This is a genomic window from Devosia sp. Micro-HW1, assembly GCF_056341075.1.
This window is the reverse complement of record NZ_CP094375.1, coordinates 3587692-3609582: the sequence shown is the minus strand read 5'-3', so window position 1 is coordinate 3609582 and position 21891 is coordinate 3587692. Positions and strand designations below refer to the sequence as shown.

Annotated in this window: 22 protein-coding genes; 11 read left to right on the top strand and 11 right to left on the bottom strand. The window is 63.4% G+C overall.

Going from position 1 to position 21891, the window contains the following annotated elements; genetic code table 11:
• Positions 1-2: 2 nt before the first annotated feature.
• The 4 genes from MQW79_RS17385 to MQW79_RS17370 all read right to left on the bottom strand — a co-directional run bounded on the left by MQW79_RS17385 (position 3) and on the right by MQW79_RS17370 (position 2784).
• Entirely contained in the window at positions 3-905 is a 903-nt protein-coding gene (locus MQW79_RS17385) for a glycine--tRNA ligase subunit alpha (RefSeq protein ID WP_476588260.1), read from the bottom strand.
• A gap of 75 nt (positions 906-980) precedes the next feature.
• Complete coding sequence (locus MQW79_RS17380) at positions 981-1214, bottom strand: hypothetical protein (protein ID WP_476585737.1); 234 nt, start codon at positions 1212-1214, stop codon at positions 981-983.
• Between the two features lie 8 nt (positions 1215-1222).
• Complete coding sequence (locus MQW79_RS17375) at positions 1223-2062, bottom strand: S49 family peptidase (protein ID WP_476585736.1); 840 nt, start codon at positions 2060-2062, stop codon at positions 1223-1225.
• Positions 2063-2109: 47 nt separating this feature from the next.
• Positions 2110-2784 (bottom strand): tRNA1(Val) (adenine(37)-N6)-methyltransferase, encoded by a 675-nt coding sequence (locus MQW79_RS17370; RefSeq protein WP_476585734.1) that lies wholly within the window; start codon positions 2782-2784, stop codon positions 2110-2112.
• Positions 2785-2982: 198 nt separating this feature from the next.
• Here MQW79_RS17370 and MQW79_RS17365 point away from each other — a divergent pair, with 198 nt between their 5' ends.
• Positions 2983-4002: a polyprenyl synthetase family protein gene (locus MQW79_RS17365; RefSeq protein WP_476585732.1), complete on the top strand. Its 1020-nt coding sequence runs from the start codon at positions 2983-2985 to the stop codon at positions 4000-4002.
• Between the two features lie 57 nt (positions 4003-4059).
• On the opposite strand, the gene MQW79_RS17360 is transcribed toward MQW79_RS17365, so the two are convergent.
• The 3 genes from MQW79_RS17360 to MQW79_RS17350 form a co-directional block, all read right to left on the bottom strand.
• Positions 4060-4938 carry a 4-(cytidine 5'-diphospho)-2-C-methyl-D-erythritol kinase gene (locus MQW79_RS17360; RefSeq protein ID WP_476585731.1) on the bottom strand — a complete coding sequence of 293 codons (879 nt, stop codon included), beginning with the start codon at positions 4936-4938 and terminating at the stop codon, positions 4060-4062.
• A gap of 6 nt (positions 4939-4944) precedes the next feature.
• Positions 4945-6678, bottom strand: a complete 1734-nt coding sequence (locus MQW79_RS17355) for a tetratricopeptide repeat protein (RefSeq protein ID WP_476585729.1) — start codon at positions 6676-6678, stop codon at positions 4945-4947.
• 95 nt (positions 6679-6773) lie between these two features.
• Positions 6774-8426 (bottom strand): electron transfer flavoprotein-ubiquinone oxidoreductase, encoded by a 1653-nt coding sequence (locus MQW79_RS17350; protein WP_476585728.1) that lies wholly within the window; start codon positions 8424-8426, stop codon positions 6774-6776.
• Positions 8427-8503: 77 nt separating this feature from the next.
• On the opposite strand from MQW79_RS17350, the gene MQW79_RS17345 reads away from it, so the two are divergent.
• From MQW79_RS17345 to moaB, 3 genes are all read left to right on the top strand, one after another.
• Entirely contained in the window at positions 8504-9322 is an 819-nt protein-coding gene (locus tag MQW79_RS17345; protein ID WP_476585727.1) for a uracil-DNA glycosylase, read from the top strand.
• Positions 9323-9416: 94 nt separating this feature from the next.
• Entirely contained in the window at positions 9417-10742 is a 1326-nt protein-coding gene (locus tag MQW79_RS17340) for an MFS transporter (RefSeq protein ID WP_476585726.1), read from the top strand.
• On the top strand, positions 10720-11256 hold the full coding sequence (gene moaB / locus MQW79_RS17335) for a molybdenum cofactor biosynthesis protein B (RefSeq protein WP_476585724.1): 537 nt from the start codon (positions 10720-10722) through the stop codon (positions 11254-11256). Before MQW79_RS17340 ends, moaB begins: the two co-directional genes overlap by 23 nt.
• Positions 11257-11314: 58 nt before the next feature.
• On the opposite strand, the gene MQW79_RS17330 is transcribed toward moaB, so the two are convergent.
• Positions 11315-12796 carry an MDR family MFS transporter gene (locus MQW79_RS17330; protein WP_476585723.1) on the bottom strand — a complete coding sequence of 494 codons (1482 nt, stop codon included), beginning with the start codon at positions 12794-12796 and terminating at the stop codon, positions 11315-11317.
• Positions 12797-13180: 384 nt separating this feature from the next.
• Between MQW79_RS17330 and MQW79_RS17325 the strand changes: the two genes are divergently transcribed.
• Positions 13181-14329 (top strand): PA0069 family radical SAM protein, encoded by a 1149-nt coding sequence (locus MQW79_RS17325; protein WP_476585722.1) that lies wholly within the window; start codon positions 13181-13183, stop codon positions 14327-14329.
• A gap of 87 nt (positions 14330-14416) precedes the next feature.
• Here MQW79_RS17325 and MQW79_RS17320 read toward each other — a convergent pair whose 3' ends face one another.
• Positions 14417-15352, bottom strand: coding sequence for a hypothetical protein (locus MQW79_RS17320; RefSeq protein ID WP_476585720.1), 936 nt, complete (start codon positions 15350-15352; stop codon positions 14417-14419).
• Between the two features lie 65 nt (positions 15353-15417).
• Positions 15418-15999 (bottom strand): hypothetical protein, encoded by a 582-nt coding sequence (locus tag MQW79_RS17315; protein ID WP_476585718.1) that lies wholly within the window; start codon positions 15997-15999, stop codon positions 15418-15420.
• Positions 16000-16127: 128 nt separating this feature from the next.
• Here MQW79_RS17315 and MQW79_RS17310 point away from each other — a divergent pair, with 128 nt between their 5' ends.
• The 4 genes from MQW79_RS17310 (at position 16128) to MQW79_RS17295 (ending at position 19000) form a co-directional block, all read left to right on the top strand.
• The gene (locus tag MQW79_RS17310) at positions 16128-16493 is read left to right on the top strand and encodes a DUF4180 domain-containing protein (RefSeq protein ID WP_476585717.1); all 366 of its coding nucleotides are present in this window, start codon (positions 16128-16130) and stop codon (positions 16491-16493) included.
• Positions 16494-16495: 2 nt separating this feature from the next.
• Complete coding sequence (locus MQW79_RS17305; protein ID WP_476585716.1) at positions 16496-17188, top strand: ribonuclease HII; 693 nt, start codon at positions 16496-16498, stop codon at positions 17186-17188.
• 82 nt (positions 17189-17270) lie between these two features.
• Positions 17271-18407, top strand: a complete 1137-nt coding sequence (locus MQW79_RS17300) for a DNA methyltransferase (RefSeq protein WP_476585715.1) — start codon at positions 17271-17273, stop codon at positions 18405-18407.
• Positions 18408-18511: 104 nt separating this feature from the next.
• Positions 18512-19000: an N-acetyltransferase family protein gene (locus tag MQW79_RS17295; RefSeq protein ID WP_476585714.1), complete on the top strand. Its 489-nt coding sequence runs from the start codon at positions 18512-18514 to the stop codon at positions 18998-19000.
• Here the strand turns inward: MQW79_RS17295 and MQW79_RS17290 are convergent.
• Positions 18997-20049 carry an A/G-specific adenine glycosylase gene (locus tag MQW79_RS17290; RefSeq protein ID WP_476585713.1) on the bottom strand — a complete coding sequence of 351 codons (1053 nt, stop codon included), beginning with the start codon at positions 20047-20049 and terminating at the stop codon, positions 18997-18999. The two genes, MQW79_RS17295 and MQW79_RS17290, sit on opposite strands and share 4 nt — an antisense overlap.
• 299 nt (positions 20050-20348) lie before the next feature.
• Between MQW79_RS17290 and MQW79_RS17285 the strand changes: the two genes are divergently transcribed.
• Positions 20349-20864: a DUF721 domain-containing protein gene (locus MQW79_RS17285; protein WP_476585712.1), complete on the top strand. Its 516-nt coding sequence runs from the start codon at positions 20349-20351 to the stop codon at positions 20862-20864.
• Between the two features lie 87 nt (positions 20865-20951).
• Positions 20952-21824, top strand: coding sequence for a DsbA family protein (locus tag MQW79_RS17280; protein WP_476585711.1), 873 nt, complete (start codon positions 20952-20954; stop codon positions 21822-21824).
• Positions 21825-21891 lie beyond the last annotated feature (67 nt).

The following is a 21891-nucleotide window of genomic DNA, read 5'->3' as shown; positions in this document are numbered from 1 at the left end:
GGTTACTCCGCGCCGCCGCCTGCCGTCTGCAGCCAGGCTTCGCCACAGGCCTTGGCCAGTTCGCGAATGCGCAGGATGTAGCTTTGGCGCTCGGTGACCGAGATCACGCCGCGGGCGTCGAGCATGTTGAAATTGTGCGAAGCCTTCACGACCTGCTCATAGGCCGGGATCGCCATGGTCTGCCGGTTGCCCTCCGCGCCCTTGGCGAGGATGGCGCGGCACTCCTTTTCCGCATCCTCGAAGTGCCGGAACAGCATGTCGGTGTCGGCGGCCTCGAAATTGTATTTCGACGATTCCTGCTCGTTCTGCAGGAAGACCTCGCCATAGGTGACCTTTTCAGCGCCTTCGCGGCCGTTGAAATTGAGGTCGTAGACGTTCTCGACACCCTGCACATACATGGCGAGGCGCTCGAGGCCGTAGGTGATTTCGCCCGGCACCGGCGAGCATTCAAAGCCGGCGACCTGCTGGAAATAGGTGAACTGGGAAACTTCCATGCCGTCGCACCAGCATTCCCAGCCGAGACCCCAGGCACCCAGTGTCGGGCTTTCCCAATCGTCCTCGACGAAGCGAATGTCATGCACCGACTGGTCGAGACCGATGGCGGCCAGCGAGTCGAGATAGAGCTGCTGGATATTGTCGGGCGAGGGCTTGAGGATCACCTGAAACTGATAATAGTGCTGCAGTCGATTGGGGTTCTCGCCATAGCGCCCGTCCTTGGGCCGGCGGCTGGGCTGCACATAGGCGGCCTTCCAGGGCTTGGGACCAAGAGCGCGCAGTGTCGTCGCCGTGTGGAAGGTACCCGCGCCCATCTGCATGTCATAGGGCTGCAATACGACACAACCCTGCTCGGCCCAGAACTGCTGAAGGGTCAGGATCAGACCCTGGAAGGAATTCTTCGGGTCCATATGGGCGGGGCGGTCGGTCATCTGATTTGTCCTGCAATATGCGGGACAAACCTCTAGTTTGGCAGGCCCAAGCGGTCAATGGCGCTTGTCGGCGTCATCCTTACCCTGCGGCCGATACGTGCCGTCGTCACCACGCTTGAGGTCAATCACGTCTGGCTGCTGACGTTCGAGCTTGTCGCGCTCGCGGGCGAGACGCTTAGCCTCTTCGGCATCCTGATTGAACTTGTTCGACCAGTCCTTCCAGATGCGACGAATGCCCAGATAGACGAAGATGGCGAGACCAGCAAAAAGCAGAATACGCAGCAGCATCGAAGACCCTAAAGACCGAGGCGCGCCCACCAGGCGCGCTCATCAAGCGAATTGGCAACCTCATCTACCACGCCCTGTGCGGAGAAGCCCAGCCGAGGCAGAGCCAGCAGCGGGCGTTTCGGCGTGATGACCTTGATCTGCACGTCCGGCCCGTAGCGTTCGTGCAGAACGGAATGCAGGTCTCCCACGGCATCGGCAAGACCCAGTTCGATTCCGCTGAGCCCGGTCCACCATTCGCCGGTGAACAGAGTATCGTCGTCGGCCTTGAGGCGCCCGCGCCGACCGGCTTTCACGTGATCGATGAAGACCTGATGGATCTCCAGTTCAAAGCGCTTGATGCGTTCAACATCTTCCGCCTTTTCGGGCAGGAAGGGATCGAGCGTCGACTTGTTGCGGCCGGCGGTATGCACGCGCCGCTCGATGCCCAGCTTGTCAATCGCTCCGACAAAGCCGAAGGTCGCCATGATGACGCCGATCGAGCCAATGATCGATGAAGGATCGACGAAAATCTCGTCACCCGCCACGGCGATGAAGTAGCCTCCCGAGGCGGCGGCATCCTCGACAAAGACCAGGACCGGCTTGTTGTGCTCATCAGCAAGATCGCGGATGCGCTTGGAGATCAGGCGGCTCTGCACCGGCGAGCCACCGGGCGAATTGATGACGATGGCGACGGCCGGCGCCGATTTCATGGCAAAGGCCTTGGCGAGCAGGGGCTCAACCGAGGCAATATTGAGCCGGCCAGGACGCTGTTCGGCAGCAATGACGCCGTGCAGGCGCACGACCGGGATCGTCGTCTTGCGCCGCATCATCCGGCTCATCCAGTTGCGCTTGGCGGGGGCTTCGGACATGTTCACTCCGGTCGACTAGCTGTGCATTTAGTTACCGCCCGACCCGATTACCAGTCGAGTGCCACCTGCCCCCGGAAAACGGCATCGAATTCCGGCGCGAAGCCATTGCCGTCAGCCCCGTGCATGCTGCGGGTCGCCAAGAGGCGCAAGGGTGTCCGCGAGCCCTTGGAGCCGCGCACCAGAACCCGCAAGGCTTCGCCACCGGGCCGCGAGGCCAGCGGCAGGATGGTGATCGCGCCGAAGCGCTGATCGAAGGCGGCAAGCAGAGCGGCAAGACCCTGAGCGGGGTAGATGACCACCACGGCCCCGTTGGCCCTCGCGCAGCCGGCGGCGCAGCGCAACCAGAGGTCGAGACCTTCAGCCGCCATGTGCCTGGCATCGGCGCGCGCGGTTTCCGGGGCCAGCGTGCCTTGCCCTGCCTCGAAGAATGGCGGATTGGCGATGACGACATCATAGCCATTGTCGAGCAGCCCAGCAGCCCGACGCTCGCTGGCCTTGGCGGCTATATCGAGCGCCAGAACACGACCGCGCGTGGAAAAGCCATTGTCCGCGAGATTGGCCCTGGCGAGCTCTGCTGTCGGCCCGTCCCGCTCCACGAGATCTACCCTTCGGGCGCGGCCGAGCGCCAGCGCGACCAGAGCGGCGGTGCCGACGCCGGCACCGAGATCGAGCAGGCTCTCGCTATCCTCCGGCGCGGCCGCACCCAGAAGCACACTGTCCATGCCGGCGCGAAAACCGTTGCGGGGTTGTGACAGAGTGAGCCGACCACCTAAAAAGGCGTCGCGTGTGACGGTTTGGTGTTTTACAAACTCAATTGGCTGGTCTAGGGACATCGCACCCGGATGGCTGATTTCGTGCGACCTTAAAGGGCGCGCATGACGGTCTCAACCCGATTTGCCAGGCAAGGCAACAAGGACTTTATGGCGGTGTCAGTTCTGCCCCAGATCAAGGAAGCGCCAGCGATGAACCCGGTCGAGCGGCTTATGGCCGCCACGGCGGATGATATGGCGCGCGTCAATGCGCTGATCCTCGATCGCGCCCATAGCCACGTCGACATGGTCCCCGAGCTTGCCCGCTATCTTATAGACAGCGGTGGCAAGCGCCTTCGGCCCATGCTCACCGTTGCCGCGGCGATCCTGTTCGGCAAGGGCAACGGCAGCGCCGTCAATTTCGCCGCCGCTGTCGAATTCATGCACAATGCCACGCTCCTCCATGATGATGTCGTGGACGAGAGCGATATGCGTCGCGGCAAGCCGGCCGCCCGCATGGTGTGGGGCAACAAGGCCTCGATCCTGGTGGGTGACTTCCTGCTCGGCCAAGCCTTCATGATGATGGTTGAGACGCGCAATGTGGACGCACTCGGCGTGCTGTCGGCCGCCTCTGCGGTCATGGCCGAAGGTGAGGTGTTCCAGCTCGCCAAGACCGGCGACCTCGACACGACCGCAGCCGACTATGCCGAAGTGATCCGCGCCAAGACCGCCGTGCTGTTCGAGGCTGCCTGCGAAGTGGGCGCCATGTCCGGCGGTGCCGACGAGGCCGGGAGGAAGGCCCTGGCGCTCTATGGGCTGGAGCTTGGCAATGCCTTCCAGCTGGTCGATGACGCACTCGATTATGGTGGACAGTCCGGCACGCTGGGCAAGAATGTCGGTGACGATCTACGCGAAGGCAAGATGACCCTGCCGGTGATCCTGGCGCTGCAATCGGCGACCGAAAGCGAGCGCTCCATCATCGCCTCGGCGCTGGGCAAGGCCGAGGCCACCGATCTCGAAGTGCACCAGGTGGTGGCGATCTTCAATCACTATGACACCTTGGGCAAGACGCTCGAAAAAGCGCAGGACCATGCCCGCGCCGCCATCGCCGCCCTCTCGGCCCTGCCCGAGAGCGAGATGAAGTCCATTCTGGCCGACGTTGTGCTCCATTCGGTCAGCCGCGCCAGCTGAATTCTTCAAAAGCTGAATCCCCACCCGGTTCCCCTTCTTTTGGGGAGATTGGATGGGTCAGGAAATTCCCAGCAACGGCGCTGATCCGACCCAGTAATCGGGGTGCAATCGTCGCATCTGGCCGGCAGCATCGTGGGCCTGCCCTTGCGATCCAAAAAGACCGAACACGGTGGCGCCAGAGCCGGACATCCGCGACAGCATCACGCCGGGCGCCTCGGCCAGTTCATCGACGATGACGCCGATCTCGGGCACAAGCTTGATGGCCGGCGGCTGCAAGTCATTGCGCGTTTCGTTGAGCCAGAGGCCAAGTTGCGCGGGGCGCGTCAGCGGCTCGGGGAGCGCCGGTAGCGGATAATTGTCATGCGCGCGCAGTCGCCTGAACACATCTGGTGTCGAAACCGGCACCTTGGGGTTGATCAAGGTGATGTAGAGCTGCGGGAAATGCGGAAGTGGCGAGAGGATTTCGCCCACGCCCCGCGCAACCAGCGGCCGGGACAGGAGGCAGGCCGGGACATCAGCGCCAAGGCCCGCCGACAGATCGAGCAACTGAGAGACCCGCACCGGCGCCGAGGACAAGGCGGCCATGATGCGCAGGGCCGCCGCCGCATCGGCCGAGCCGCCGCCAATACCAGACGCCACTGGGAGGTTCTTGACCAGATGCAGCCTGAGCCCGGCTGGCGCCAGTTCCGGCCAGCGCTGCCGAAAAGCGGAGACGGCGCGCAAGACCAGGTTGGTTGGCCCCGCCCCAAGCCCGGCGGCGAAGGGCCCCGAAATGGTCAGGCTGTCCGCGTCGGCGACTTCCGCCTCGAGGTCGTCGCCAATATCGGCAAAGACGATCAGGCTCTCTAGGTCGTGGTAGCCATCCTCACGCCGACGCGTCACATGCAGCGCCAGATTGATCTTGGCCGGCGCTGCCTCAAACGTGGCTTGCCCCATCAGCGACTATTCGGTTTCGGTAGCGGGGGTCAGCCCATCGGCCAGCTTGGGTGCGACACGCTCGGCCACATTGCCGATGCTGTCCACCGACCTGGCGATATTCCACTGGAAGCGCGCTTCCAGCTTGCGCCCGATCTTCCAGTAGGCATCGCCGAGATGGTCGTTGATTTCGGGGTCATTGGGCAGCAGCATGACCGCACGTTCCAGGGTTTCCACGGCTTCGTCCATGCGGTCGAGCTTGTAGAAGGCCCATCCCAGCGAATCGATGATGTAGCCATCCTGGGGCTGCGCCTCGACGGCCTTTTCGATCATTTCCAGCGCCCGTTCCAGATGCATGTCCTGGTCGATCCAGCTATAGCCGAGATAGTTAAGCACCTGCGGCTGATCGGGATTGAGGTCGAGTGCCTTGAGGAAGTCCTTTTCCGCCTTGGGCCATTCCTTGGCCCGTTCGAAGGCAATGCCGCGCACATAGTAGAAGCGCCAGTCGGTCGCGCCTTCTCCACCGGTGATCTCAAGGGCCTTGCCGTAGGCGTCGGCGGCCGCGAGATAATCCTCGTCGTAGCGCAGCAGGTCGCCCAGCACCGATACGGCATCGAGATCATTCGGACCGGTGGCGACGATGTTCTTGAGGCGGCGAATGGCTTCGTCACGATCGCCCACGGCGTCGAGGTTCTGCGCCACGCGCACCACGGCCATCGGCTTGAGCGGTGAGTTCGCGGGGACCGCGTCATAGATCGCATTGGCCGTATTGTGCTGACCGGCACCATCCAGCAACTGCCCCAGCGCCAGCGAAATCACGTCGGCGCTTGGATCGAGATAGACGCCCAGGCGCAGGAAGACGAGGGCGAGATCAGCGCTGCCATCGCGCGCCAGCGCTATGCCGATGCCGTGGAACATCTCGGCGGCGCCGACCTGCACATTGGCGGCAAACAAGCCCGGACGGCGGCCTTCGTCAACCGCATCGCTGACGAGGTCGATGATGGGATGGGTCAGGCCGTCGGCTTCGAAAGCGTCGATGACGTCCTTGGCCGCCTGGAAATCACCGGAATTGGCCAGCATGCGGGCATAGACTTCGGCCATGCGCGCGACGAACGGCTCGGCATTGAAGGCCCTTTCGGCCAGTTCGAGCGCCAGGTCGGTGTCGCCTGCCGCCTCGGCCATGAGAGCGCGATGGAAAACCAGGAAATCTTCGAGGCCGGTCGCTCCGAGCTCTTCCATCAGCGCCTGCGCTTCGTCGCCCCTGTTATCGCCGACCAAGGCCCAGGCCCGCAGGATGCCGGCGGTAATGCCGCTGAAACTGTCCTGGGAAATCTCCGCCAACTGGCGCGAAGCCGCAGCGTAGCGGCGCTCCTTGAGGGCCTCCGTGGCTACCACCAGTTCGGCCAGTTCGTTTTCAGCATCCAGCTCGAGCATGTGGCGGGCCGTGGAGGCGGCACGGCCGATCTGGCCATCAGTTGCCAGCGCGACGAAAGCCCGCTCGACCATGATGGGATTGTCCCAATCCCCCTGTGCCGCACTCCAGAGGTAGCGGGCGGCCTCATCGGTCCGCAGATCCTTGAGCGCCTGTTGTCCAGCCATATAGGAACCGGTGACGCTGGGCCGGAACAGGCTGAGCATATCCTGTGCGGCCTGCTGCACGGAACTGGTCGTGCTCGTCTGCGCCGCCAATGGCGTGGCGAGCAGCGCAAGCAGGGCCACCATTGCAAGGCGTGATGCAGGTCTTCTGGAAAGCAGGGTCACGTTGCTCAAATTCTCCCGTTGCCGATACCGGCTGCGTTGGGCGCAAAGATTGTCCGTTTTGCGACTGCGCCGCAAGGTCGGCAAGGTTGGCCCGGTCACATTCCGTTGTAGTTCGGGCCGCTGCCCCCTTCGGGCGGGACCCAGGTGATATTTCGGGCCGGATCCTTGATGTCGCAAGTCTTGCAATGCACGCAGTTGGCCGCGTGGATACGGAAGACTGGTTCACCACCCTCCTCGGCCAGTTCGTAAACTCCGGCCGGGCAATAGAGCGGCGCCGGTTCGCCATATCGCGGCAGGTTCTCACGAACCGGCACGCCGGGATCGGCTAGTCTGAGATGCACGGGCTGATCCTCGTCATGCGCGAGGTTTGCCAGGAACACCGAGGCGGCGCGATCAATAGTCGTTTTGCCGTTCGGGCGGTCATATTGCCGGGGCGTAACATCGGCGCGCGGCTTCAGTTTCTCAGAATCCGGGATCGACCAGGTCTGGGTGCCAAAGGGCGAAAAGCGCAGAACGGTCTGACACCACATGTCGAAACCGCCCAGGAAAGCCCCGAACAGGGTGCCGAAACGGGCCCATAGCGGCTTGAGGTTGCGAACGCCGCGCAATTCCTTCTCGATTCCCGTCGAGAGCACGTGGTGACCCAGGTCCTCGATACGGTCATGCTGTCGTCCGGCGGCGATGGCGTCACCGACCGCGTCTGCGGCGCCGATACCGGAGAGGATGGCGTTGTGGATGGCCTTCAACCGGGGCGCATTCATGAAACCTGCCGCGCAGCCGATCAACCCGCCGCCGGCAAAGGCGAGGTCTGGAATGGACTGCCAGCCACCGGCCGTTATGGCACGTGCGCCATAGCTGAGGCGGGTCGCCCCTTCGAGCAGGGGCGCAACCGAAGGATGGGTCTTGAAGCGCTGGAATTCATCAAACGGCGAGAGGGTCGGGTCGGCATAGTCGAGGTGCACGACCAGCCCAAGATAGAGCTTCCGATCCTGGGCATGATAGGCAAATCCACCACCGCCCGTGGCATTGTCGAGCGGGAAGCCGAGATAGTGATCCACCCGGCCTTCGCTGTGCCGCTCCGCCGGGATCTCCCACACTTCCTTTATGCCGAGGCCATACTTCTGCGGGGCGGCATCCCTGGCCAGGTCGAAATCGCCGATGATGGTTTTGGCCAGCGAACCCCGCGCACCCTCGGCGATCAGCGTATACTTGGCCTCGAGCGCAATGCCTTCGGCGAAACCGGCCTTGGGATTGCCCTGTGCATCGCGGCCGAGATCACCCGTGATGATCCCCCGCACCGGGCCGTCGCCGCTGCGCAAAACGTCCACGGCCGCCGTCATCGGGAAAATATCGACACCCAGTTCCGTGGCCTGTTCACCCAGCCAGCGCACGAGGTCGCCGAGACTGACGATGACGCCCTCGTCCGTGCGCATCTGTGGGGGCACCAACGCATGGGGAAAAGCGACGTCGTGACGGCGGGTCAGGAAATGGTAGGTGTCCGAGGTGACATTGGGGCCCACAGGAGCGCCCTTGAGGCGCCAGTCCGGAATGAGCGCATCGAGCCCTACGGGATCCATCACCGCGCCCGACAGGATATGACCGCCCAGTTCCGCGGCTTTTTCCACAACGGTCACGGCAATCTCGGGATGGCGCTGCTTGAGCCGGATGGCCGCGGCCAGCCCGGATGGTCCAGCGCCGACAATCAGCACATCGGTGGCGAGCGTTTCTCGATTGCCGGCTTCTGCCATGGTTAATCTACCTTTGGGGCGAAGGCGCAGGGATTGGCGACTGGTCGCCTCCGACGCGGTGTGACATAACGTGGCCGATGTCTCAAGATCGCCCGCTCAACAATGCCGAACTGCTCTCGGTGCTCGACTGGTATCGGGCGGCCGGGGTGGATCTGGCCGTGGTCGATGAACCGGTGGATCGCTTTGCCCAGAAGCCGCCAGTTGCCGCGACTGCACCCCAGCGCGCTGCGGGGCAGACAGCGTCAATTGCACCAGCGGCAGCGCCGCAATCACCCGGTCCCATCGGCGGCGACCCGGCTGAAGCACGGCAACTGGCCGCCACCGCCCAGTCCCTCGACCAGTTGCGGACAATCCTCGAGGCCTATGACGGCTGCGGCCTGAAATTCCGCGCCACGCAGCTGGTGTTCGCCGACGGCAATCCTGAGGCCAGGATCATGCTTATCGGCGAGGCGCCGGGAGCTGAAGAGGACCAGCAGGGCAAGCCGTTCGTGGGGCGTTCGGGGCAGTTGCTCGACCGCATGCTTGGCGCCATCGGGCTCGACCGGAACTCGGTGTATATTGTCAACACCGTACCCTGGCGTCCGCCCGGCAATCGCACGCCGACACCCGAAGAAATGGAACTTTGCCTGCCATTCCTGAACCGGCAGGTCGAACTGGTGGCGCCCAGATTGATCCTCACGCTTGGCGGCCCCGCCATGCAGACCGTGTTCAAGACCACCAACGGCATCATCAAGATGCGCGGTCGCTGGCAGGACGTGTCCATTGGGAGCCACAGCGTTGCGGCCCTGCCCACGCTGCACCCAGCCTATCTGCTCCGCAATCCGCCGGCCAAACAGCAAGCTTGGCGGGATCTTCTGAGTTTCAAGAGCCGGATGAACGAGCTGGGCCTGCCCTGACGCCAAAATCGGGGCTGGCCTGCGCGAAGCCAAGCGCTATGGTCGTGCGGAGTGATTTGCAACGTTTCGACCCCTAACGAAGGCCGATAGCACCATGGCTTCCGTCATCAAGATCTATGCCCTTTTCCTGGGCTCCGCCCTCCTGATGTTTGGAGGTGGCCTGCAGGGGCTGCTGCTCTCGGTGCGCGGCGCGGAGGAGAATTTTTCCCTCCTTGCGCTGGGTCTTATCGGCACTGGCTGGTCCGTGGGCTTTGTTGCCGGATCGCTATTCGTGCCGCTGATCGTGCGCAAAGCCGGTCATATCCGCGCCTTTTCGGTCATGGCGGCCATCGGCACCATCACCATCCTCCTGAACCTGCTCTGGATCAACGATGTCAGCTGGATCGTGCTGCGCGCGCTTTCAGGCTTCTGCTTTGCCGGCGCGGCGATGATCGTGGAAAGCTGGCTCAATGAAGTCGCCGACAACAAGAGCCGAGGCACGATCTTCTCGATCTACGTGACCATCAACATGGCCGCTTCGACGCTGGGCCAAATCGCCATGTCGATCACCGGCACGGCTGGCTACGTACCCTTCGTGATCGGCGCCATCAGCTTCATCTGCGCGGTGCTGCCCACCGCCCTCACATCGAGCCCGCAGCCGCGACCGCTACAATCGGCAAGGCTCGACCTCAAGCTGCTCTACAAGACGTCGCCCGTCGCAGTTATCGCGGCCTTTTCCTGTGGCATGGCCAATGGCGCCTTCGGCACCCTGGCGCCGGTCTACGGCTATGAGCAGGGACTGGATGCCGGCGGCATTGCCCTGTTGTTCGCCGTAGCCGCCATTCTTGGCGCCATTGCCCAGGTGCCCTTTGGCCGACTTTCGGACCGAATCGACCGTCGACTTGTGCTGATCGGCCTGTCCGGCTTTGCGGCCGTTGTGGGTGCCCTCACCGCCATCATCAATCCCTCGGCCGGCTGGGGCATGTACGTGCTCTTTGCCGCTTATGGCTTTGCCGCCAACCCCATCTATGCGGTGGCCGTGGCCCATGCCAACGACTTCGCCCGCGATGGGGATTTCGCCAAGATCGCCGGCGGCATGCTGCTTATTCTGGGCGTCGGTCTCGCTATCGGCCCGGCCCTGGCCTCTGTCATCATGGGTGCGTGGCACCCTGTGGGCCTTTTCCTGGTGACCGCCACGTTCCACGGCGCGCTGGCCGGCGCCGCCTATCTGCGCATGCGCGTCCGCAAGAGCGTCGATGTTGCCGGTCGTACTCCTTTCCAGCCCATGAGCGACAAGCAGGTCACGCCGGAGACCTTTGTTCTCGACCCGCGCGCTGATAGTGATGCCGACGAAGTTCCGGTGCAGCATGAACGTGCTGTCCCCGAAGAGCTGATCGAGACGCTGGAGCCAAACGAGAATGTTCAAGACAAGCCGGTTTGAGGATCGCGCATTCAAGCCGCTGTCCATCGCCGTCATTGCCATATCCGATACCAGGACGCTCGAGACCGATACCGGTGGCGCCTTGCTCAAATCGCTGCTGGAAGCGGATGGCCACAGTTGCTTTGAGCGGCAGGTGGTGCGCGACGACATCCAGCTTATTCGCGCCGCCGTGCAGGCCTATGTGGCCGAGCCCAATGTGGATGTCATCCTGACCACCGGCGGCACCGGCTTTTCGGGCCGCGACGTGACGCCGGAGGCGATCGAGCCGCTGTTCGACAAGCGGATGGAAGGCTTTTCTGTGCTGTTCCATCAATATTCCGCAACAACTGTAGGGACTTCGTCGCTGCAGTCGCGGGCCACGGCGGGGCTGATCGGCACCACGTTTGTCTTCTGCCTGCCCGGTTCGCGGGGGGCTTGCCGCGATGCCTGGGAGGGGATTTTGACCCACCAGCTCGACTACCGGCATAAGCCCTGCAACTTCGTCGAACTGATGCCCCGGCTCGCCGAACGCTGAAAACGGGAAGGGCGCCGGATTTCCCGGCGCCCCTCCTGGACCTTTCAGATGAACGGTTTCAGTGCCCGCCGCCATGAGCGGGGCCGCCGCCTTCGGGCTTGCGGATAAAGAAGGCCGCAAGCACCGCGAAGAGCGAGATGATGGCGCCGACGAGGAAAGCTGCGCGGATGCCGCCAGCAAGCGCTTCCACCGGATCGATGCCTTCGGCCGTCAGGGCCGCGGTGCGGATGGTCATCAGGGCGATGAACAGGGCAATGCCCGCCGCGCCGGCCAGCTGCTGGACCGAGCCCAGCACAGCCGAGGCGTGCGAGTAGAGCTCCATGCGCACCGAACCCATGGACGAGGTGAAGACCGGCGTGAAGATCAGCGCCAGGCCGACGCTCAGGACCACATGGCCCGCCAGCAGCGCCCAGGGCGAGGTGTCCTGCCCCACCATGGTCAGGGCCCAGAGCACGGCCGAGACCAGGATGGCACCCGGCACGGCCAGCACGGTCGGGCCGACCCGGTCATAGAGGCGGCCAACCACCGGCCCGAGAAGGCCCATGATGAGGCCACCGGGCAGCAGCAGCAGACCGGTCTGCAGGGTGTCCAGTCCCACGACATTCTGGGTGTAGATCGGCAGCAGGATGACCGTGCCGAACAGGGCCATCATGGCAATCAGCATCATCGAGACCGAGACGGTATAGTTGCGCGACTGGAAGACGCGCAGGTCCAGCAGGGCCTTGTCTTCGCGCTGCAGCACCAGCTGGCGCCAGACGAAGAGGGCCATGGCGACCACGCCGGCAGCGATCGGCGCCCAGAGCGGAATGGTCGACGGCTCGCCGGCATGGGCAAAACTCTCGCCAAAGCTGGACAAGCCATAAACCAGGCCGCCAAAGGCCAGCGCCGATAGCACCACCGAGAGATAGTCGAGCGGGGCATAGCGCGGATTGGAGACATTGCGGATGCGCAGGGCGCCCAGCACCAGCGCACCAATGGCGATGGGCAGGGTGAAGTAAAACATGAAGCGCCAGTCGAAATTGGCCAGGATGAACCCGCCAATGGTCGGGCCGATGGCCGGGGCCACCGACATGACGATGGAAATGTTGCCCATGGTCTTGCCGCGCGCCTCCGGGGGCACCAGCGTCATCACCGTGGTCATCAGCAGCGGCATCATCATGGCCGTGCCGACAGCCTGGATGACGCGCCCGACAATGAGCAGTTCCAGGCCAGGCGCCACCGCGCAGACCAGGGTACCTGCCGAGAAGATCGACATGGCCAGGAGGTAGATGGGACGCGTGTTGAGACGCTGCAGCAGGAAGCCAGTGATCGGGATCACCACGGCCATAGTCAAAAGGAAGGCCGTGGTCAGCCATTGTGCGGCGCTGGCGGCCACGCCCAAATCCGCCATCAGATGTGGGATGGCCACGCTCATGATGGTTTCGTTGAGAAACACCACAAAAGTGGAAACCAGCAGGATCGCGATGACCAGTCGGTTGCGGGCGGCGTTGTCAGGATGGTGCGGTGCGCTTTGGGGCACGGCATCCATTGTGGCTTCCATTGTCATCTTCAAATCCCTCATTCACGAACGGTGTGTCGCCCAAGCGACGGGGAGGACCGTCGACTTTCGACACGGGGTTTCCGAAAATTCTGCGACAGTCGGTGTCAGCAGAGAAAAATAGTCTGGTGCAGCGCCCCGCCAGTGACCCGGGACGGAAGCGTGCAGCGATTGGGGCAAGGCCAAAGAGCCATTTGGGGCCCGGTTCTCTACGCCCGCGAAAGGCCGGCGTAAAGTCTTGTAATGCATGGGCGCCATGCCGACATCCGTTGCAACAGGGACCCTTCCCATAATTCATGTTCTTGTTCTGTTCTCATCAACCTGATAACCTGTTCGAGCGTTTGGGGAATGTCGATTCCCTTCTGCGCAGAGTCAGGAGACAGGACCATGGCCCCCTATCAGGCCCCCTCTTTCGAAGCCCTTGAACGGCTGAGCCGCAGCCGCGATGCAGATCTGGCGCGCCGCGAGCTGATGCAGCCTGACCGGATTCGCGGGCGCGGTGCGCAGACCAACCGCTCGGGACGCTTCGAAACGCATCAGCGTGACAGCTTCGATGACGGCTGGGGCAATGTGGAGCCCATGCCGGTCTTTGAGACCGTTGAACATGTCGAACGCGCCAAAACCATCATCACCTCAAATGACAGTCCCGATGTGGGGTTCGAGCGCTCGATCAACGCCTATCGCGGCTGCGAGCATGGCTGTTCCTACTGCTTTGCGCGCCCGAGCCACGCTTTCCTCGGCCACTCGGCGGGGATCGATTTCGAGCGCGACATCTATGTGAAGACCAATGCGGTAGAGGCACTGCGCGCTGAGCTGGCGGCGAAGAACTATCGCCCCAAGCCCATTGCCATGGGCACCAATACCGACCCCTATCAGCCAGCCGAGCGCACGCATAAGCTGACGCGTGGCATTCTCGAGGTGATGCTGGAAACCAGACATCCTGTCATGATCACCACCAAGTCGGCCCTGATCACCCGCGATCTCGACATTCTCACCGAACTGGCAAAGCAGGGACTGGTGAAGGTGGCCATTTCCGTGACGTCGATGGATCACAAGCTGAGCCGCAAAATGGAGCCGCGCGCCTCCTCGCCGGCCCGCCGGCTCGAGGCCATCCGCTTGCTCTCGGAAGCGGGCATTCCTACTGCGATCTTCGCCTCGCCGATGATCCCGGCCATCAACGACATGGAGCTCGAACGCATTCTCGATGCCGGCAAGGCGCAGGGGGCGATCAGCGCTCAGATGATCCTCGTGCGCCTGCCCGGCGAAGTTCGCGACGTGTTCCGCGAATGGCTGCTGCGGCATTTCCCGGACCGGGTGCGGCATGTGCTCTCGCTGGTCCGCGATACGCGCGGCGGCCGCGACAATGACCCGCGCTTCGGCTCGCGCATGGTGGGCGAAGGTCCCTATGCGACGCTGCTGCGCCAGCGCTTTGAAAAGGCGCGCGAACGCCTCGGGCTTGAAGCCAAGCTGCCGCCATTGCGCGCCGACCTGTTCGAGGCGCCAAAGGTGGATAGTCCGCAGATGAGTTTGTTCTAGTCGTTGTAGCCAGACTTTCGGCCTTGACCGAAAAACCTGCGAGGTTGCTTCGGACCTTGCGACCTGCTCGTTGAAGTGGACCCAGGCTCAGGGCTCGAGGCGTTCGACGGTGATCCGCGTCGCATAGGTAACCGGCTCGGTATGAATGATCGCCGTGACGGTGGACTCGCGCAGCAGTCCCAGTTCGTAGTCGTAAATGGTATAGCCGTCTTCGGCCATCTGGATGCCATCGGCAATGGCGGCCTCGATCGTGGCTGAACTGTCGGTGCCGAGGGCGGCGTCGACCGTATAGGCCAGGCCGCGCAATTGGTCGGCCAGTGCCGCAGTTGCGACCGCCACATCGGCTGTTACCAGCCAGTCGATGATATATTCGCCGGTCTCGGCGTCATGGCCTCCGGCCACTTCGACGCTGGAAGGCTCCACCGCAAAATAGGTGAGACCTCCGATGGTTTCGATGGTGTTGAGCTCGCCATCGGCGCGGAAGGGAATGACGTAGGAGAGCCCCACTGTGTCCACGGCGCGCAGCACAGCCTTGGTCGGATCGGCAAAGACCGGCAGCGCCGCCTCGACGGCCGCGACGTTTTCCGGCCCGGTCAGATCAGGCAGTGTCCGGCCGATGCGGGCGGTGATGGCGGCCCAGTCCACCTCGGCGGCAAGGCCGAAATCATACATGACCAGGTCATAGGTCTCGCCCTCGATCGCCTTGGCGATCAGGTAGAACACATTGTCCTGGGCATTCTCGACATTGACCACATTGCGCAGCTGAAACGAGCCGCTGAACTGGCCGTCCCCCACTGTTTCGTTGAGCGTCATCACCACATCATGGGTCCAGCGCTCGACCCGTTCACCGCCCAGAGCGATGGTGGCGTTGCGGGTTTCCACCGACTGGACAATGGCGGTGCCGAGGGGCGGATCGAACTTGTAGCGCACGGTATCGGCCGGCGGCTCCTGCGCCACGCCGGATGGTGCAAGGGCCAATGTGAACGCGACCAGGCAGGGCAGGAACGACTTGGCAAAGCTCATGGCGGCCTCCGCAATGCGTCAGCATACTGGCCGGGGCAGATTTCAAGTCAAGCGGGTGCCGGCGCTCAGTACTGGGCGACCCTGCGGGCAAAGGTTTCCATGAAATCGAGCGAAGCCAGCACGCCCCGCAGCGACAGCCATGTCTGTACGGGCTGTTCCTGCCCGCTCAGCGGCACCGAAAGGGTCACGGCATTGCGCTGTTTCATCGTTTCGAGGAGCCCGTCGAGCTGATCGCGATCGACGATGAAGAACTGGTTGACCGTGTTGAAGCGTGTTTCGATGTCAGTACCCATGGCCAAACTCAGCGGGGGTTCGCCGCCGAACTGCAGCACTATGGGCCGGGTCGGATCATAGTCTCCCCGGTCGGAGGCCACGGTTATGGCCAGGTCCAGTTCGCCATCGAGCCGGTTGCGGATGAGGGTCAGCTTGTAGGCCGGCAGGTTGGCGCCATTGACTTCCTGGCTGCCCGTCGAGGCAAAGCAGGAATAGCCGTAGAAATCGGGCGAGCCCTCGACAATGTTGTCAGGGCAGGCAGCGAGCCAGTCGCGATGATATTCGCGCCACTCGCCAAAGGGATGGTGGAAGGGTTCCGCCGACACCGGTGCCGATAGCAGCACCAATGCAACAAGGCCGCACGCTTTGCGCATCAAAGTCTCTCTCGCCTTTGCCCCCCGGCCAGACTCTTGTATCAGCAAGACTGTCGGTGCGAAAAGTGGCCACCCGATGTCGCCGCCAGCACCGGCAGCAGCAAGAGCGCCGTGAAAATGAGATTGGCATGAGCACCGAACCGTTCAATGACACGATCGTGTTTTTTGTTGCCGCAGAAGGGCCTGAGCTGAAAACCGAACAGGACGCGCTCGACCTGCTCGGTGAAACCTATGGCACCGAGACAGCACTGATCGCCGTGCCGGCGACCCGGTTCGCGCCGAGTTTCTTCGACCTCTCGACCAAGGAAGCGGGGCACTTTTTCCAGAAGCTGCAGAATTACCAGATGCGGCTTGCCATTGTCGGCGATATTTCGCGCCACAGCGAGGGCAGCAAGGCGCTGCGCGATTTCGTGGGCGAGACCAACCGCATCGGCCACCACCTCTTCGTCGCCGACAGGGCAGCGCTCGCCGCCGCGCTGGCGCGGAAAGGCTGACGATGGCACGCAAGACCATCACCATCGAGACCAGCAGTGAGCTGTTTGCCGGGGAAGCGGGCTTTCCCGACTATAGCCACGAGGACATGCTGATCGCCCGTGGCGCGCGGCTGGTGGCCGGCGTCGACGAGGCCGGACGCGGCCCGCTGGCCGGGCCGGTTGTGGTGGCCGCCGTGCGCCTCGACCCGGATCGCATCCCCGAAGGGCTCAACGATTCCAAGAAGCTCAGCGCCGAAAAGCGCGACGCCCTGTTCGAGCAGATCATGGCGAGCGCGGAGGTTGCGGTGGTGTCGGCGCCGCCGAGCGACATTCTCACCCTCAATATTCGTGGCGCCACGCTTGCCGCCATGGCCCGCGCCGTGCGCGCCTTGCCCCGCGCCGTAGATCGGGTGCTGGTGGATGGCCGCGACGTGCCCCCCGGCCTGCCCTGCCCGGGCCTTGCCCTAATCGGTGGGGACGGGCGCAGCGTGTCCATCGCGGCCGCCTCGATCGTGGCGAAAGTAATGCGCGACCGCATGTGCGCTATCATGGACTGCGACGCCCCGCATTTCGGCTTTTCAGGCCACAAGGGCTATGGCACGGCGGCGCATCTGGCGGCGCTGGATTTGCATGGTCCCTGCCGCCACCACCGCGAGGACTTCGCCCCGGTAGCGGCTCTGCTGGTGCGTCGTACGACAGTGGAAATCGCCAGTTAACTCCTCGCTAACCCCTTAAGAACGCTCCATTAACCTCGCCCCTCTATAACGGGATTGTTAGTACTGCGTTAGGGTTAAGAGCATGTTGCGTACCGCGCGTACGGCCCGCAAGGCCGATGCGGAAAGGGAGGGCACACGCCTTCCGATCGATACTATCCTTGTGGGCGATTGCATCGAGCACATGAATAGTCTGCCGGCCGGCTCCGTCGATCTTATTTTCGCAGATCCTCCATACAATCTGCAGCTGGAACAGGGTCTCACCCGCCCCGACCAATCCAAGGTCGATGCGGTCGATGACGATTGGGACAAGTTCGACAGCTTTGCCCATTACGACGCCTTTACCAAGGCGTGGATGACGGCGGCGCGTCGTCTGCTCAAGCCCGATGGCGCCATGTGGGTCATCGGCTCCTATCACAACATTTTCCGCGTCGGCACCGCGCTCCAGGACCTGGGCTTCTGGATGCTCAACGACGTGATCTGGCGCAAGGCCAATCCGATGCCGAACTTTCGCGGTACGCGGTTCACCAATGCGCATGAAACGCTGATCTGGGCCGCCAAGAGCCAGAAGAGCCGCGTTACCTTCAACTATGAAGCCATGAAACTGGCCAATGACGACACGCAGATGCGCAGCGACTGGCTGTTTCCTATCTGCACGGGCGCGGAGCGCCTGAAGGGCGAGGATGAAAACAAGCTCCATCCCACGCAGAAGCCCGAGGCGCTGCTCTTCCGCATTCTCAATGCGACCACCAAGCCGGGCGACATCGTGCTCGACCCGTTTTTCGGCACCGGCACGACCGGCGCGGTCGCCCGCAAGCTAGGGCGGCACTTTATCGGCATCGAGCGCGAGGCCGACTACATTGCCGGCGCCCGCCAGCGCATCGCCACGATCCGCCCCGGCGTGTTCGAAGCGCTGCAATCGGTGACGCCCAAGCGCAAGGAAGTCCGCATCCCATTCGGCTCGCTGGTCGAGCAGGGTCTTATCGACGTCGGCGCGCAACTTTTCGATGCAGGACGACGTTATTCAGCCATGGTTCGTGCAGACGGCTCGCTCGTCTCGGGTCCACACCAGGGGTCGATCCACAAGGTCGGCGCCCTCGTTCAAGGAGCCGAGTCATGCAACGGGTGGACCTTCTGGCACCACGATTATCGCGGCATTGCTGAGCCCATTGATACTTTGAGGGCCAGCATTCGCGAAAAACTAGACGTGCTTTCCGCCTGATCCTGACCTCCAATCACTCAGGCCCTACCACTGGCCGCCGGTTCGCCCGGCGGCCTTTTTGTTTGCCATTGCATCGCGGTCCGCCGCCCGCTACCGAAAATGCCATGGCCATTACCATCCGCCCCATCACCGTTGCCGACGCCCCGGGATTTCACGCTGCGCTCGATGCCGTCGCGCGGGAGCGCCGTTTCCTCAGGCTCACCAGCGCACCGCCGCTGGAGAGTTCGGCAAGCTTCATCACCGCCAATATCGAGACCGGCAACCCGCAGTTCGTGGCACTCGACGGCGAGCGCCTCGTCGGCTGGTGCGATATCTGCCGGAGCAGCGAAGCCGGCTCGGAACATTGTGGCGGGCTGGGCATGGGCCTCCTCGCCAGCCATCGCGGCCAGGGCATCGGCAGCCAGCTACTGGCGGCAACTCTCAATGCGGCGCGCGGCCGGTTCGAGCGGGTAGACTTGGATGTCTACGCCTCCAACGCGGCCGCCATCGCGCTCTACGAGAAATCCGGCTTTGTCCATGAAGGCCGGCGCCAAAAGGCACTGTTGCGGAACGGTACCTATGACGACGTCCTGACGATGGCCATCCTGTTCTAGCCCAGACCCGCCTCGGCCAGGACCTTGCGGAACAAGGTCGGCAAGGCCTCTCCCGCGAGTGCTGCCGGGGGCGACCACCAGCCAGCATCGAGACCATCAGGCGCGACCACGGCTGACCAGACGTCCAGCTCCAGCCGGAAATGGGTGAAGATATGGACGACCTGTCCGTGGCGTCGCCAGTCTGCCTGGATGGGGAACGCCACGTCGGCCAGGTCAGCGGTCCAGTCCGAGGTCGGCACCTCGGTCATCCCTGCCAGCAGTCCCTTGGCAGGCCTCGTCTGCAGGTAGACGTCGCCTGACGCATCGCGCATCACGAAGGCATGGCCCCGCCGCACCGGGCGCTCGGCCTTGACGGGCTTTACGGGATAACGCGTCGGCGCGCCCTCTACCCTTGCCTCGCAGCCATCGCTTAGCGGACAGACAAGGCACATGGCGGCGCGCGGCGCGCAGATGGTCGCGCCCAGATCCATCATGGCCTGGGCGAAATCCCCGGCTCTTTCGGGGACGGCCAGTTGCAGGGCACCGCGCAATTCGTCCTTGGCCTCGCGCACCGGCACGCCGAGCGCATAGTAACGCGCGAGAACCCGGTCGAGATTGCCGTCGAGCACAGCCACGCGCTCGTCAAAGCAGATCGCCGCTATGGCGGCGCTGGTATAGGCGCCAATGCCCGGCAGGCTTTGCAGGCCGGCTGATGTATCGGGGAACACGCCGCCATGGTCGCGCACCACCGCCTGGGCGCAGGCATGGAGATTGCGTGCCCTGGCGTAGTAACCGAGGCCGGCCCATTCGCGCAGCACCGAATCCAGCGGCGCAGCGGCCAGGTCCTCGACCTTGGGCCAGAGGCTGGTGAAGCGAATGAAATACGATTTCACCGCGGCGACCGTCGTCTGCTGCAGCATCACTTCGCTGAGCCAGACACGGTAGGGATCGGGTCTTTCTCCCGCGCGCCGGCCCGCTGGCGGGACCCGCCAGGGCAGGTCGCGCGCGTGCCGGTCGTACCAGGCCAGCACGGCAGTTGAATCGATGGGGTGCGGAAAGTCGAGGGGCATGGGCGAGGGATAGCGTCTTCTTCCCGCCAGGAACAAGTCTCATCCTCTCCTTCGTCACCACCCGGCTTGACCCGGTGGTCCAGGGATGGACCGGTCAAGCCGCGCAATGACGATGCACATGCGCGCTCCGGCCCAACCCACCGCGTCGCCCTCGGGCTTGACCCGAGGGCCAATCGCAAGGTTCGCTGCCCTGGAGAGAGGTCCTCGGGTCAGGCCCGAGGACGGCATCGTGATGGAGCTGAGGGATGCCTAGAGCACCACCCCTTGCCCACCGTCGAAGCCAGGAGTACTCCACATCAATGTCGAAGGATGACCTGCCCGAACCGAAACGCCGCAACAGGACGCTCAGCGTGGCTGACGCGTTGAGCGGTGCGCTTGATCCGGTGCTGAAGAAGCGGGGCTTTGCGGGTCGGGACATTATTGCCCATTGGCGGCTGATTGCCCCGAAGCCTTTCGACGAAACCACCCTGCCCGACAAGCTGACCTGGCCGCGAGGCGAGCGCAGTGCGGAAGGGGCCACGCTTTACCTGCGCTGTGCGCCGGGACAGGCGCTGTTTGCCCAGCACGAGGCCCCGGCCATTGCCACGGCGGTCAACCGCTATTTCGGCTATATTCTGGTCAATGATGTCCGTCTGTCGGCAGAACCGTTCACACCAGGTTCAGGCCAACGGGCGCAAAAGCCCCGTCAACCGAGCCAGAGCGACATCGCAAAGGTCGGCAAGGCGACCGAAACGGTCGAACATGATGATCTGCGGGAAGCGTTGCAGGCCCTCGGGCTGGCGCTCTCGCGCAGATCGTCCGAAAAGACGAAATAGTTCGTTCACCCCCAAGTGAACTACAAGGGCACTTGCCCGCCACAACTTCCTGTGTAGTGTCCGCTCGCAAAGCGTCCAGGAGACAAAATGACCAACCGCCGCACCTTTATCATCGCCGGATCCGCAGTCGCAGTCGCTGCCGTGGCTGGTGGCGCCTACTACTTCCTGAATTCAGGATCCAATTCCGGCGTCGATGCCGTGGCGGCCCAACCGATCATGACTCCGGCCGGCGACATTGCCGACAAGGTGGAAGGCAGCGCCGACGCGCCGGTCACCGTCATCGAATATGCTTCGCCCACCTGCCCGCATTGTGCGTCCTTCCACAACACGACCTATCCGCAGCTCAAGAGCCAGTATATCGACACCGGCAAGGTCAAGTTCATCGTACGCCCCTTCCTGCGCAATGAGGTGGACGCTGCGGTGTTCATGCTGGCGGAAGCTGCCGGTGCCGACCGCTACGAAGAAGTACTCTCCACCTATTTTGCAACCCAGAATGCCTGGATGGCCGCGCCGGCCACGGAAATCTTCCGCATTGCCCAGCAGCTCGGCTTTACCCAGGAAACCTTCGACGCCGCCTTGACGAATCAGGAGCTGCTCGCGGGTATGGAAGCCATGCGCACCCAGGCCATGGACGAGTTTGATGTCACCGGGACGCCGAGCTTCTTTGTCAACGGCAACAAGGTCACCACCGGGTATGATATCGAGCAGCTGGCCGCTGTCATCGATCCGCTCGTGCCTGCCGATTTCGTGCCTACTGAAGCCCCTGCCGAAGCGCCGGCTGCAACAACACCTGCTGCCCCGGCCGCCGAAACGACCGCTCCGGCAAACAACGCCACGACCCCGGTCGACACGATGGCTCCAGCAAACACCATGGCTCCGGCAGACTCGATGGCGCCTGCCAACACCATGGCTCCCGCAAACACCATGGCTCCCGCAAACGAAGTCGCCCCTGCACAGTAGGGGCGCGAACTTCTTCCCCTCTCCCCTTGTGGGAGAGGGTGCCGGGGCGGGTGAGGGGTACTTCTTG

Excerpts from the sequence above, each read along its gene's own strand:
- MQW79_RS17385 (WP_476588260.1), bottom strand. The coding sequence starts at position 905 with ATGGACCCGAAGAATTCCTTCCAGGGTCTGATCCTGACCCTTCAGCAG.
- MQW79_RS17380 (WP_476585737.1), bottom strand. The coding sequence starts at position 1,214 with ATGCTGCTGCGTATTCTGCTTTTTGCTGGTCTCGCCATCTTCGTCTAT.
- MQW79_RS17375 (WP_476585736.1), bottom strand. The coding sequence starts at position 2,062 with ATGTCCGAAGCCCCCGCCAAGCGCAACTGGATGAGCCGGATGATGCGG.
- MQW79_RS17370 (WP_476585734.1), bottom strand. The coding sequence starts at position 2,784 with ATGGACAGTGTGCTTCTGGGTGCGGCCGCGCCGGAGGATAGCGAGAGC.
- MQW79_RS17365 (WP_476585732.1), top strand. The coding sequence starts at position 2,983 with ATGGCGGTGTCAGTTCTGCCCCAGATCAAGGAAGCGCCAGCGATGAAC.
- MQW79_RS17360 (WP_476585731.1), bottom strand. The coding sequence starts at position 4,938 with ATGGGGCAAGCCACGTTTGAGGCAGCGCCGGCCAAGATCAATCTGGCG.
- MQW79_RS17350 (WP_476585728.1), bottom strand. The coding sequence starts at position 8,426 with ATGGCAGAAGCCGGCAATCGAGAAACGCTCGCCACCGATGTGCTGATT.
- MQW79_RS17345 (WP_476585727.1), top strand. The coding sequence starts at position 8,504 with ATGTCTCAAGATCGCCCGCTCAACAATGCCGAACTGCTCTCGGTGCTC.
- MQW79_RS17340 (WP_476585726.1), top strand. The coding sequence starts at position 9,417 with ATGGCTTCCGTCATCAAGATCTATGCCCTTTTCCTGGGCTCCGCCCTC.
- moaB (WP_476585724.1), top strand. The coding sequence starts at position 10,720 with ATGTTCAAGACAAGCCGGTTTGAGGATCGCGCATTCAAGCCGCTGTCC.
- MQW79_RS17330 (WP_476585723.1), bottom strand. The coding sequence starts at position 12,796 with ATGGAAGCCACAATGGATGCCGTGCCCCAAAGCGCACCGCACCATCCT.
- MQW79_RS17325 (WP_476585722.1), top strand. The coding sequence starts at position 13,181 with ATGGCCCCCTATCAGGCCCCCTCTTTCGAAGCCCTTGAACGGCTGAGC.
- MQW79_RS17320 (WP_476585720.1), bottom strand. The coding sequence starts at position 15,352 with ATGAGCTTTGCCAAGTCGTTCCTGCCCTGCCTGGTCGCGTTCACATTG.
- MQW79_RS17315 (WP_476585718.1), bottom strand. The coding sequence starts at position 15,999 with ATGCGCAAAGCGTGCGGCCTTGTTGCATTGGTGCTGCTATCGGCACCG.
- MQW79_RS17310 (WP_476585717.1), top strand. The coding sequence starts at position 16,128 with ATGAGCACCGAACCGTTCAATGACACGATCGTGTTTTTTGTTGCCGCA.
- MQW79_RS17305 (WP_476585716.1), top strand. The coding sequence starts at position 16,496 with ATGGCACGCAAGACCATCACCATCGAGACCAGCAGTGAGCTGTTTGCC.
- MQW79_RS17300 (WP_476585715.1), top strand. The coding sequence starts at position 17,271 with ATGTTGCGTACCGCGCGTACGGCCCGCAAGGCCGATGCGGAAAGGGAG.
- MQW79_RS17295 (WP_476585714.1), top strand. The coding sequence starts at position 18,512 with ATGGCCATTACCATCCGCCCCATCACCGTTGCCGACGCCCCGGGATTT.
- MQW79_RS17290 (WP_476585713.1), bottom strand. The coding sequence starts at position 20,049 with ATGCCCCTCGACTTTCCGCACCCCATCGATTCAACTGCCGTGCTGGCC.
- MQW79_RS17285 (WP_476585712.1), top strand. The coding sequence starts at position 20,349 with ATGTCGAAGGATGACCTGCCCGAACCGAAACGCCGCAACAGGACGCTC.
- MQW79_RS17280 (WP_476585711.1), top strand. The coding sequence starts at position 20,952 with ATGACCAACCGCCGCACCTTTATCATCGCCGGATCCGCAGTCGCAGTC.